Below are 11,087 nucleotides of genomic sequence, written 5' to 3' on the forward strand. Positions count from 1 at the left end.
GCTAACGCAGGAGTTAAATAAAGTGCCGCGTGGAACAAGGAAAAACAGTAAAAAGCAAGCAGAGGAAAATGGTTCTGGAGATTTACCACTTCTACAGTTAGCGAACCAAGCTGATGAGCGTTTGGATATTCCCGCAATGGAACAATGGCTGTGGGATGCTGCTTGTAAGATACGCGGTTCGACGGATGCACCAAAATTCAAGGATTTTATTCTGCCGCTAATTTTCTACAAACGGCTGTCTGATGTATTTGATGATGAGTATGAAAAATGCGCCGAGAAATTTGGGGGTGGAGACTTAGCCCGTGCTTTCATTGAAGCAGATCACAAAGATGCAATTAAAAATAACCGTCAGCCGATTGTGCGTTACTATGTCCCCCACGAATACCGTTGGGATGCGATTCGCTTTCATCCTAAAGATGGCTTAGGAGAATTTATCACAACGGCAATGCGGGAGGTGGCAAAGCGCAACCCTGGATTATCGGGAACGCTGACGCTGAAGGATTATAACGAGAAGCAAAGCAATCAACGCGTTTTGGATGATGACCGTTTGAAAGACTTGATTGAAGTCATCAGTCGGCATCGGTTGGGGTTGAAGAATACCAATGCGGATGTCTTGGGGGAAGCCTATGAGTATCTGCTGCGGAAGTTTGCCGAAGGACAGGGGCAAAGTGCGGGGGAGTTTCTGACACCATCAGAGGTGGGTTGGTTGATTGCGGAAATTATTGACCCTGAACCCTACACGAAGATTTATGACCCCACTTGTGGATCGGGTAGGTTATTGACTAAGCCGCGTCTGGTATTCAACCGCAAGCATCCAGGGGAGGAGAGTAAAGCACCTCGGTTATTTGGGCAAGAGTTGAACTGGACAACTTTTGCGATCGCTAAAATGAATATGTTTTTGCAGGATTTTACTGACACACAAATTGAGATTGGCGATACATTCAGGCAACCTAAATTTACGGTTGACAAAAAGGTAATGCGCTTTGATTATGTGGTTGCTAATCCGATGTGGAATCAGGACAACTACGGCGCAGATGCTTATGAGGAAGATTCTTTTGAACGGTTTCAGGACGGAATTGCATCCAAATCTTTAGCAGATTGGGGATGGGTGCAGCATATTTGGGCATCGCTAAAAGATAATGGACGGGCGGCGGTTGTTTTGGATACAGGTGCAGTGTCTCGCGGTTCGGGGAGTCAGAACAAAAATCAAGAAAGAGACATTCGCAAGGTATTTGTGGAAAGGGATAGAGTTGAAGGGGTGATTTTGCTACCTGAAAACCTGTTTTATAACACGACTGCACCAGGGGTGATAATTTTGTTAAATCGCCTGAAACCTCTCAATCGTAAAGGCGAGTTTTTGCTGATTAATGCTGCTGATTATTTTGTGAAGGGCGATCCGAAGAATATTTTGACGCAGGAAGGAATTAAGGCGGTTGATGAGGTTTATTGCAATTGGGAAACGCGAGAGAAGCTGAGTAAAGTTGTTAAGTTAGAAGAGTTGAGGGAAGCGTATTATAATCTTAGTCCGTCGCAGTTTGTAGATGTTAGCGATAAAGTTGTGCATCGTTCCATTGAGGATATTTTGACAGATTTGGCAGTAGCAAGACAAGAGAGGGAATGGGCAGATAAAGATTTAGCTGAGGTGCTTGCTAATTTGAGACTTTAGATTTTGTTTGGATTAATTTTTTCAGGAGGATAGGATAATGACTCAAGGAATTGATAAAGAACAAATAGTGATTGATGAATTTAAAATGGTAAGAATGAGTGAATTGATTACGGCGAGTTGTGTGTTGAGCTAGATAGTGATTTTCGCGTTTATCGGAAGAATAAAAATTAAATGATTGATTTTATTATTGCTGATGGAATATGAAAGAGGGGTAGGAATGGATCAAATGCAAGTGCCGCCTCATTGGAAAATTGTAAAGTTGGGGGATATGGTTAGAGAGTCTATCAGAGATGGTGTACACCAAACTCCAACTTATGTAAATTACGGTATTCCTTTTATTAAAGGTAAAGAGATTTTTGATAATAAGGTAAGTTTTGCAAACTGTTCTTATATTTCTTTGGAAGAACATTTAAAAATTAGCAAATAAGTAAAGCCAGAATTGGAAGATATTTTATTAACTAAAGTTGGAACAGTAGGAAACGTTGCAATTATTGAGACATCTAAGAATTTTAGTATCTTTGTTCAGGTTGCTTTAATAAAGCCAAAACTAGATGAAGTAGATTCTAGATTTTTAATGTATGTACTTCATTCTAGATGTGGTCAGGAAGAAATAGCGTCCAAATCCTCTCAGTCAACTATGCGTTTTATAGGAACGCAAAAAATAGCTACGATTAAAATTCCTCTTCCCCCACTCCCTGAACAAAAAACGATCGCACACACTCTGCGAACCATCCAGAAAGCCAAAGAAACCCGTCAGCGAGAGTTAGAACTGGAACGGGAACGCAAAGCTGCACTGATGCAGTATCTCTTTACTCATGGCGCTCATAACGAACAGCGTGAGAAGAATAAAATAGGTAAAATTCCTAAGAGTTGGAGCATTGTTCCTTTTAAAAGTATCACAGTTTCAGGAACTCAAAACGGTATTTATAAGAGCAAAGAGTTTTACGGTAGAGGCTATCAAATAGCCGATATGAAGGATATTTTCAAGGGTGAAATTTTAGAAATTGTGGTAACTTTACAGGCTTGCGATCGCAAAATTCAAGCCCTAGAGAAAGAACTCACCCTTATCGACGAACTCTTCCACGCCATGCTAGAACAACTGATGACAGGTAAAATTTCCACCCAACCCTTAACTGAGACTTACGTATGAGCGAAAGTTCCGCCGTGCAAAGACCGATGCTGAAATATGCCTATCAAATTGGCTGGGAATACTTAACTGCAAAAGAGGCATTACAACGGCGGGAAGTCCTCCAACGTATCCAAGACCCGAATAAAAAACGGGGACTAGTTTGGCATACCCAAGGCAGTGCTAAAACCCTCACCATGATTACAATTGCCGCCCAACTCGGCAATATTAGCGGCGATAATACCGTAATCATGATTGTTGACCGTAACGAACTGGAAAACCAACTAGACAAAAACCTCAAGGCTTATGGCATCAAAAGCTACGAGGTGGCAAACAGTAAAGCTGACTTAGAAAAACTAATTCAAGATGATTATCGCGGGTTAATCGTCGCCATGATTCACAAATTCGACAAGATGAAGGTAGAAAATAAGCGTTCTACGATTACCGTCTTAGTCGATGAGGCACACCGTAGCACAGGTGGTAATTTCGGCATATATTTGATGGCTGCCCTCCCTAACGCCACATTTATCGGTTTCACAGGTACACCTGTCAATCAAGCAGCAAAAGGACAAAGTACCTTCCAAACCTTCGGCGAACCTACTGACCCAAAATACAGCCTAGATTCGTATTCAACCGCCGACTCGGTACGAGATGGCACAACCCTGAAGCTAAATTATGCCCTTGCTAAATCAGAGTTTCGCGTTCCCAAAGAAATTTTAGAAAAAGAATTTCTCCAACTCAAAGCCGCAGAAGATATTGACGACATTGAGGAACTGGATGGCATTCTTGATCGCGCAGTTAAATTAAAAGAGTTTCTCAAAAGTGAAGATAGAGTAGATAAAGTAGCTAAATTTGTCGCCGAACATTTCCGCGACTACGTTGAACCAATGGGCTTTAAAGCTTTTATGGTTGGTGTAGATCGGGAAGCTTGTAGACTTTATAAACAAGCCTTAGACAAATATCTTCCTGCTGAATACTCAACAGTCGTCTATTCCCGAACTACAGCCGAAGGACTGCGCGAGTACAATCTGACTGATGCCGAAGAGAAAGAAGTCCGCAAAGCTTTTATTAAAAAATCCGTCGTTTCTGTCAGAATATCCTTACCGGATGCAGTAATCAAGTTTATCGGATTGCGACCCAAAGATTTTAATTACACTAGCAAAACCCTAAGTTTTACGGGTTATTGTTCTGCTGAAGATGCCCAAAATTTAGAAAGCCTTTGCAGTGGCGATGCTGATGCTGTGACAAAAATTCGCCAACTTTACGAAGACTACCGCAAAGCATTGCCCAAAATTCTCATTGTCACCGAGAAACTATTGACGGGGTTTGATGCGCCGATACTTTATTGTATGTATCTCGACAAACCCATGCGGGATCACGTCCTCTTGCAGGGAATTGCCCGTGTGAATCGCCCCTATGAAGACGCAGAAGGTTTAGTTAAGCCTTACGGCTTTGTTCTAGATTTTATCGGTATTTTTGGCGACAAACTAGAGCAAGCCCTTGCCTTTGAATCAGGAGAAGTTAACGACATCATCCAAAATGTTGATGTGATCAAAAACCTCCTGCAAACCATGATGGAAAATACTGCACCGGAGTATTTACCACTAGCTAAGGGATGGGACGACAAAGCAAAAGAACGGGCTGCGGCGCACTTTGCAGACAAAGATTTACGGGAGAAATTCTTTAAATTTGTCCGCCAATTACAATCAATTTACGAAATCCTCTCTCCTGATCCTGACTTGCGCCCCTTCATGAAAAATTATCAAGCGATCGTCAGGCTTTACGGAACGATACGCGCTGCTTACAATACCAGTCCTTACATTGATATTGAACTCACCGCCAAAACCAAAGAACTGGTACGCCGCAACGTCACAATCGGCGAGTTAGAAATGCCAGGGACAATCCACGAACTCAATGCCCAACAATTAGAACAATTCCGCCAAAATAGCACGACGGATACTGTAAAAGTTCTAAACTTGAGTAAGGCACTTTTTAGAGATGTACACGAGCAAAGTCAGCGATCGCCTTTTTTGATTTCCATTGGCGAACGTGCAGAAACTGTCCGCGCCAGCTTTGAAAACCGCCAAATAGAGGCGCAAGAAGCTTTAGCTAAACTAGATGAAATTGCCAATGAATGCATAGAGGCAGAGTCAGAACGGCAACGGCTCAAGGTTGATGAAAACACCTTTGCCATTTACACTGTCATCAAGCAAGCAGTTGCTCTCATTGATATCAACCAAGCCGAAACCATCAACGCCATTTATGGTAACTTCCCTGATTACTGGTGGGATGCGCGTCAGGAAATTGATTTAAGAACCGAACTTTACGCTACTATCTATCCTATTACAAGCTCAGTTGAGCAAACCATTGAAGTCACCAACAACCTGCTGAAACTCAAACGAGTCGAATCATGAACACGGCTCCTTTAACAGAAAAACTCGAAGCCGCAACGCAATGGAAAGACGCGCAAGCACTTAAGAGCGCTGTGCGAGAATGGAGCGATCGCATTAAAGTCAAAGTCAAACAAATTCAACTGGGTCCGATGAAGCGCAAGTGGGCATCTATTTCTACTACAGGACGTTTAACGCTGAATACTGAACTGCTAGATTTACCAAAAGAATTGGGTGAGTTTGCGATCGTTCACGAACTTGTGCATCTCCTCGTTCCTAACCACGGTAAGCTATTTAAGTGCTTTATGTCTGCTTATTTGCCTGATTGGGAAGAGAGGGAGAAGCGATTGCAGGGCTTTGTAGGGTAATGCGGGAAACTGCTTTTAAAAGACTTATATCATTATGTTTTTTATACGGACAAGAACCTTAAAGTCTTTCATATTCTAAAACCCGTAATCTTCACGCATTTGTTCGTAATCAAACACCTCTGGCATCTGGTATTCTGTCTCACCGTCAATAGATGCCACGTCTATTTCTTCTGCTTCAACAGGCAAATACGTAATTCCTCTTCTGAAATTACATTAGGAGAAGCAATTAATCCTGCTTCCCAACGTTGATAACGGGTTCGATCACCCAAACGCGCATCAGGACGTTGATTATATTTGTCCACGATGTAGCGCACAAACTTATGTTCCAACTCCCGTAAAGTCAGACAAGCCTCTTTCTCAGCTTGCTCTGGGCGTTCCTGCACATTTGATCCTGTGTATCCCGGCAAAGTAGAAAAGAAGTCAGTATTAAAAGTGCCAAAAGAACGCTCAACAATACCACCTTCACTGGGGCGATCGCGTAAATGACAAACAAATCTCAATTGCATACCTATCTGTTGCAAATGGTTTGAGCGAAAATGTTGCTCGTTGCCAAAATTTAACCTTTTCTTTAATAAAAAATCCCCCAAAATTTGTAATGCGGCAATTTGCTTATGGATGCCAATGTCAAGAAATCCAAGTGCAGTATTGTCGTAATCTGGGTGAAATCAAGGCAATTACCAACCTTTCACTTCAACAGGTATAAGTCCTAAAATAAGCAGTTGGTTGATAGCCCATTCTTTGATACACCGGAAAGCCAGCAGGAGTTGCATGCAAAACAGTACGTTTTTTGCCATACCGTTGCCAGGTTTAAATTGTCCATCTTGAATTCCTGCCTAGATGTACTGTAATCCCTGCTCCAACCGTTTTGGATTACCTAAGCTGAACCAGATTTTCTTCAGTCAAAGTTTGATTGATGGAAACAGCAGCGATCGTCCCACTCGCGACTGCTACGGCGATCTGTGAATAAGGGCTAGACACATCGCCCACCGCATAGAGTCCAGGAATCGAGGTTTGCTTAGTCTCATCCACTTGTACAATGTCATCGTTGCCAAGTTTACAACCTAACTTTGCGGCTAGATGACTGTGCTGATATGATCGAGGGCGCAGCAAAATACCGCGACGGGGCAGCACTTCATTGTTCGTAAAGACGATCCCTGTTAGTTTGTCGTCTTGATGTTCGAGTCGAGCAATTTTTTCTTCGCGTAGCTGAACCCCCCAATTTGATAACTGCTGTCGTTGCTCATCAGTCAATTCGGCAGAACCATCTGAACACAACACTAAATCGCGGCTCCAGCCGGTCAGCATGAATGTCATTTCAAGTCCTACCTCACCTTTGCCATAAATCGCTAAAGGTTGATCTCGCACTTCCCAACCATGACAGTAAGGACAGTGGAAAATGCTGCTACCCCAGAGTTTTGCGAATCCATCAATTGCCGGAAGTGAATCTTTCATACCCGTGGCTAACAGTAGTTTGCGACCGACAAATTGGTTGCCATCACTCAGGGTGACTTGAAAGCGATCGCCCAATTTTTGAGCATCGACCACCTCGCCTACCTGAATTTCAACATCATCGTAAGGATGCAATTGCTCTCGTCCAATTTGCAGCAGTTGCACAGGTGAAATTCCATCTTGAGAAAAGAAACCATGAGCAGCATGAACAACTTGATTGCGTGGCTTTCCAGCATCGCAGACCAAGACCCGTTTGCAGGCTCGTCCGAGCATCAAAGCAGCAGTTAAACCTGCTGGGCCGCCACCGACGATGATCACATCAAAAACATCAGTCCGTGAGTTAACGTTCATAGCTTGTTCTAATATTGTTGGCATTCATTGAGTTGGCAGTAAGAGAAAATTGAAACCTGCCATCGAGTGAGGTGGATAAAGAAGGCGATTAATTAAGAACTATCCACCTTCTTTAAGCAGAGTTGCCCAGCAAAGGTACTCAGATACTAACCCCGCTTCTAAAAATCAGAACTGCTAGGTGTTAAACCCACGATGTCTGCATAGGCGGCAGCGATCGCGCAAGCACTGATTGGAATCGTCACTAGCAGACCCACACCCAGCAGCAAAACACCCGCTAGATTTAGTAGTACCAACACAAAAGCAAAGCCAAGGAAAGAGAACCAGTTTTTGGAAATCAGCTTGCGGCTAAATTCCATTCCAGCCCAGAAGTTCATCTTCTTTTCGAGTACTAAGGGCAGTGCGAAGATGTAGGCGACTGCCAGGTAAAGACCAGGAATCAGAAGCAGTAATAACCCAATACCAATCACCACGCTAGAAACGAGACTGACCAGGAAAAGCGGCAGGTAGTTATTGAAACCCCTGAAGAAATCACCAAACGTTGTGGCTCGATTTTTCAAAAGTTTAAATGCCACGATTAAAAATCCTGCATTTAAAGGACCAGAAATTAAGAGACTGATGAATGACTCCAGAGGGACAGACTGGCTAACTATGGCGATCGCAATGTTAATCAAGAAAGCCACAAGTGTAAAGCCAACAAACCCACCAGGATTTTTCTTGAATGTTTTCCAGCCACTGCCAATGTACTGGCTAATCTTAACTGTGTAGCTTTTCTGAAGTATGCCTTCAAGCCCCGTTGATCCGTAACCTTCCATAGTCGTTCTCTCCAAAATGCAAAAATTGATGCCCTCGTTTCAGACAATACCAAAAACCAACTTCAGCGCTTTGTGAAGCTGGTTTTCCATATCTGTCCGAAGAAGACTTTTCAGAATAATTTGGGTTAAATTGTGATGACAATCTTTCCTGATGTCAGATTAGATGACATATATTGCATGGCTTCAGGCAGTTTCTCTAGCCCCTGAAATTCGCGATCAATGGTAATGGGCAAGGAACCATCCGCCAACCCTTGACCCATAAATTTTTTGGCACGAGCAAAAGCTTCTTCATCTCGAACCAATCCCAAGTGACGATTTCCTGTGAAATCAAACACTTTATAGCCGTGGAATTGAACGCTGCGTATTACCAGTGGCAACCAAGGGAAAGTTTCCAGATTCTCGGCATCCAGCAAACCATAGACAATCCAATGTCCGCGAATTCTTGTTGCCTGTACTAGTTTTTCACTGAGTGCGCCTGCTACCGCATCATACACAACATCGGCTCCCTGACCACCTGTAAACTCCATCACACGAGCGATCAAATCTTCTTCTTCTGTGGCTATCACATCGTCAGCACCCGCCTTGAGCAAGATGTCACGTTTTTTGTTGGTTCGGGTAGTAGCAATGATTTTTGCACCAACTTTCTTTGCGATCGCGATCGCAGCTAATCCAGTAGTGCTGGTTCCTGCGGTAATCAATACTGTTTGATACGGTTGCAAACGACCCAGTTCTAGGAGTGCGAAATAGCCGGTGAAATTATTTCACCAAAATTGGCATAGTCGCTAATTGAAAAAGCCGGAATGGAACTAACGCGATCGCCCACTTCAAACTCAGTAACTTTTGCTCCGACGGCTTCCACTACACCTGCAATTTCATTTCCAAGACGAGAGGGTAGTTCTGGCGTTTCCAGGTAATTATTTGCCATCCACAGCAAATCAGCACGATTCAAACTCATTGCCTGCACCCGAACGCGCACTTCCCCAGAGTTTGGTTCAAGTAGAGGAACCGTATCTAGTTGCAAAACCTCTGGATTACCGTACTGATGAAATTGATAAATGCGAGTAGTTGTTACCATGATTAATTCTCCTTGTTGATGAACAATTCACTATTGCCCATGTCATCGTGACTCACCTGCCCAGAGAGATAGATGGTGTCTCCAACTTTCACTGCCTGGGAATACCCGTACTCTTGCTCCCAAGGCATATTAAGGCTTTGTGTTTCCTTGCTAATCGTCACAAAGTCCTTCTTTTGAGTTAATCGTGAAACAGAATGTGGGCAGAACCTAATACCTTGATTAAAGGTCTTCACCCTGAAAATCCACTTAACGCGGCAGCAAATCCGAAAGCGGCGGCAATTGCTACCGTACCCCATTTGAACGGCGGGTTGCGATCAAGCCAATCCATGAAGCTGGGTACGCTCAAATTACCAAAATCGCCCTCTACGGTGTCGTAACCAGAGATTGGGGCATATAAGTTGTCGGGGGCATCTGCCGATTTTGGCTCACCTGTCAGTTGAGCGGTAAAGCCAACCTGGAGAAATAAGCGATCAACAATCGACGGGGCAATGCGTTGCAGCATCTCTAATATTCGCCCCATGTCACCCACAACAAAATCACGGGTAGGATGTTGGGCCACATATAAAATGGCATCGGCAACGGTGCTGGGTTTGTTGTAAGGAGGTAATCCAGCAGGCGCTACTCCCAGCTTTGTCCGAATTTTGTTAAAAATGGGTGTATTCGTGATGGCGGGCATCACATTCGTGACGCTGATTGGCTGTTTTTGGTACTGCAATTCAATTCGCAGGGAGTCTAAAAAGCCTGCTATACCATGTTTAGAGGCAGCATACGCACTTTGCAAGGGAAACGGAACTCTCGCCGCTAACGAGGAAACATGAATAAGTGCGCCGCCGCCTTGTTTGAGGTGCGGTAGAGCCACCATTGCGCCATAGGCTTGCCCATTCAGGTTGACATCAATGACTCTTCTAAATTCTTCCGGTGTGATTTGGTCAAACGGTGCAACGATGCTGGTTCCAGATAGATGTACCCAGGTATCAAGTCGTCCGTAAGTGGCAATGGTCTGATCGGCGATCGCTTTCACCTGTTCAAATTCACTGACATCTGCAACGACCGCGATCGCTTCTCCACCCAACTGCTTAATCTCCTCCACCAAAGTTGCCAACCCAGGTTGGCTACGAGCAGCAACAACAACTTTTGCACCTTTCTTGGCAAACCGCAGGGCTGTCTCTCTGCCAATTCCACTAGAAGCGCCAACGATGGCGACTACTTGCTGACTGATCGGCTTTAATTTCATGGGTTCTACTCCTAAAATTTAATCACTTTGAATACAATCCCCAATGCTTGCGGCAAATAGTTGTTAATACTTACACCAGGGTTCATTTCTCTGATTCGATGTCTCACATCAACGTCCAGTATCAGTTTTTGAGGAACGATAGAAGGTCGTTGTTGAGTTGCTCCTTGTGCGTGTCGGTTAAACCGTGGGGTGCGCCGGGATAGATTTTTAGAGTGGCATTCTTTACCAATTTCGCAGCAGCGATCGCACAATATCAAGAGCTTTAAAAAAAATTGGGTTCACACGGAAAAAAAAACTTATGGCTATCAAGAAAGATCGGAAGTTAAACGACAAGAATTTCGAGAAGAGATCCAGAAGTATCAACAAGAGTCAATCGTCTATATAGATGAGGCTGGAATGGATAATAGAGATGATTATGGCTATGGTTGGAACGAAAAAGGAAAGCGATTTCATGCACTCAAAAGTGGGAAAAGACAAGGACGAGTCAATATGATAGCCGCCTACTGTAATGGGCAGTTATTTGCTCCGTTTACTGTTGAAGGTACTTGTAACAGAAATGTTATTGAAACTTGGCTTGAAACCTGTTTAATCCCCACACTAAAACCTGGACAAATAG

12 protein-coding genes and 1 pseudogene are annotated in these 11,087 nt (G+C 43.7%); 6 read left to right on the forward strand and 7 right to left on the reverse strand.

Features of this window, described 5'->3' with window-relative positions; all coding sequences use genetic code 11:
* The first annotated feature begins 22 nt into the window (after positions 1-22).
* The 5 genes from H6G97_RS21245 (at position 23) to H6G97_RS21265 (ending at position 5,550) form a co-directional block, all read left to right on the forward strand.
* Positions 23-1,666 (forward strand): type I restriction-modification system subunit M, encoded by a 1,644-nt coding sequence (locus H6G97_RS21245; protein ID WP_338421806.1) that lies wholly within the window; start codon positions 23-25, stop codon positions 1,664-1,666.
* A 217-nt stretch (positions 1,667-1,883) separates the two neighbouring features.
* The gene (locus tag H6G97_RS21250) at positions 1,884-2,093 is read left to right on the forward strand and encodes a restriction endonuclease subunit S domain-containing protein (RefSeq protein ID WP_190942664.1); all 210 of its coding nucleotides are present in this window, start codon (positions 1,884-1,886) and stop codon (positions 2,091-2,093) included.
* Between the two features lie 12 nt (positions 2,094-2,105).
* Positions 2,106-2,816, forward strand: a complete 711-nt coding sequence (locus H6G97_RS21255) for a restriction endonuclease subunit S (protein ID WP_190942665.1) — start codon at positions 2,106-2,108, stop codon at positions 2,814-2,816.
* Complete coding sequence (locus tag H6G97_RS21260) at positions 2,813-5,206, forward strand: DEAD/DEAH box helicase family protein (RefSeq protein ID WP_190942666.1); 2,394 nt, start codon at positions 2,813-2,815, stop codon at positions 5,204-5,206. Before H6G97_RS21255 ends, H6G97_RS21260 begins: the two co-directional genes overlap by 4 nt.
* Positions 5,203-5,550 (forward strand): M48 metallopeptidase family protein, encoded by a 348-nt coding sequence (locus H6G97_RS21265; RefSeq protein WP_190942667.1) that lies wholly within the window; start codon positions 5,203-5,205, stop codon positions 5,548-5,550. Before H6G97_RS21260 ends, H6G97_RS21265 begins: the two co-directional genes overlap by 4 nt.
* Before the next feature lie 161 nt (positions 5,551-5,711).
* Here the strand turns inward: H6G97_RS21265 and H6G97_RS21270 are convergent, their stop codons facing one another.
* From H6G97_RS21270 to H6G97_RS21295, 7 genes are all read right to left on the reverse strand, one after another.
* Positions 5,712-6,056 (reverse strand): hypothetical protein, encoded by a 345-nt coding sequence (locus H6G97_RS21270; RefSeq protein WP_242055046.1) that lies wholly within the window; start codon positions 6,054-6,056, stop codon positions 5,712-5,714.
* Positions 6,057-6,420: 364 nt separating this feature from the next.
* Positions 6,421-7,374, reverse strand: a complete 954-nt coding sequence (locus H6G97_RS21275) for an NAD(P)/FAD-dependent oxidoreductase (protein ID WP_199349518.1) — start codon at positions 7,372-7,374, stop codon at positions 6,421-6,423.
* 134 nt (positions 7,375-7,508) lie between these two features.
* Positions 7,509-8,162: a glycerophosphoryl diester phosphodiesterase membrane domain-containing protein gene (locus H6G97_RS21280; RefSeq protein WP_190942668.1), complete on the reverse strand. Its 654-nt coding sequence runs from the start codon at positions 8,160-8,162 to the stop codon at positions 7,509-7,511.
* A gap of 125 nt (positions 8,163-8,287) precedes the next feature.
* Positions 8,288-8,881, reverse strand: a complete 594-nt coding sequence (locus H6G97_RS52730) for a zinc-binding dehydrogenase (protein WP_242055048.1) — start codon at positions 8,879-8,881, stop codon at positions 8,288-8,290.
* Positions 8,882-8,892: 11 nt separating this feature from the next.
* Positions 8,893-9,237 carry an alcohol dehydrogenase catalytic domain-containing protein gene (locus H6G97_RS52735; RefSeq protein ID WP_242055050.1) on the reverse strand — a complete coding sequence of 115 codons (345 nt, stop codon included), beginning with the start codon at positions 9,235-9,237 and terminating at the stop codon, positions 8,893-8,895.
* A gap of 2 nt (positions 9,238-9,239) precedes the next feature.
* Positions 9,240-9,398: a RidA family protein gene (locus tag H6G97_RS21290; RefSeq protein ID WP_190942669.1), complete on the reverse strand. Its 159-nt coding sequence runs from the start codon at positions 9,396-9,398 to the stop codon at positions 9,240-9,242.
* A 68-nt stretch (positions 9,399-9,466) separates the two neighbouring features.
* Positions 9,467-10,471: an SDR family oxidoreductase gene (locus tag H6G97_RS21295; RefSeq protein ID WP_190942670.1), complete on the reverse strand. Its 1,005-nt coding sequence runs from the start codon at positions 10,469-10,471 to the stop codon at positions 9,467-9,469.
* 238 nt (positions 10,472-10,709) lie between these two features.
* Here H6G97_RS21295 and H6G97_RS21305 point away from each other — a divergent pair.
* A pseudogene (locus tag H6G97_RS21305) lies at positions 10,710-11,087 on the forward strand (transposase); the annotation flags it as partial.

This window comes from Nostoc flagelliforme FACHB-838 (assembly GCF_014698065.1).
Classification (GTDB): domain Bacteria; phylum Cyanobacteriota; class Cyanobacteriia; order Cyanobacteriales; family Nostocaceae; genus Nostoc; species Nostoc flagelliforme_B.

Excerpts from the sequence above, each read along its gene's own strand:
- H6G97_RS21250 (WP_190942664.1), top strand. The coding sequence starts at position 1,884 with ATGGATCAAATGCAAGTGCCGCCTCATTGGAAAATTGTAAAGTTGGGG.
- H6G97_RS21260 (WP_190942666.1), top strand. The coding sequence starts at position 2,813 with ATGAGCGAAAGTTCCGCCGTGCAAAGACCGATGCTGAAATATGCCTAT.
- H6G97_RS21265 (WP_190942667.1), top strand. The coding sequence starts at position 5,203 with ATGAACACGGCTCCTTTAACAGAAAAACTCGAAGCCGCAACGCAATGG.
- H6G97_RS21270 (WP_242055046.1), bottom strand. The coding sequence starts at position 6,056 with ATGCAATTGAGATTTGTTTGTCATTTACGCGATCGCCCCAGTGAAGGT.
- H6G97_RS21275 (WP_199349518.1), bottom strand. The coding sequence starts at position 7,374 with ATGCCAACAATATTAGAACAAGCTATGAACGTTAACTCACGGACTGAT.
- H6G97_RS21280 (WP_190942668.1), bottom strand. The coding sequence starts at position 8,162 with ATGGAAGGTTACGGATCAACGGGGCTTGAAGGCATACTTCAGAAAAGC.
- H6G97_RS52735 (WP_242055050.1), bottom strand. The coding sequence starts at position 9,237 with ATGGTAACAACTACTCGCATTTATCAATTTCATCAGTACGGTAATCCA.
- H6G97_RS21295 (WP_190942670.1), bottom strand. The coding sequence starts at position 10,471 with ATGAAATTAAAGCCGATCAGTCAGCAAGTAGTCGCCATCGTTGGCGCT.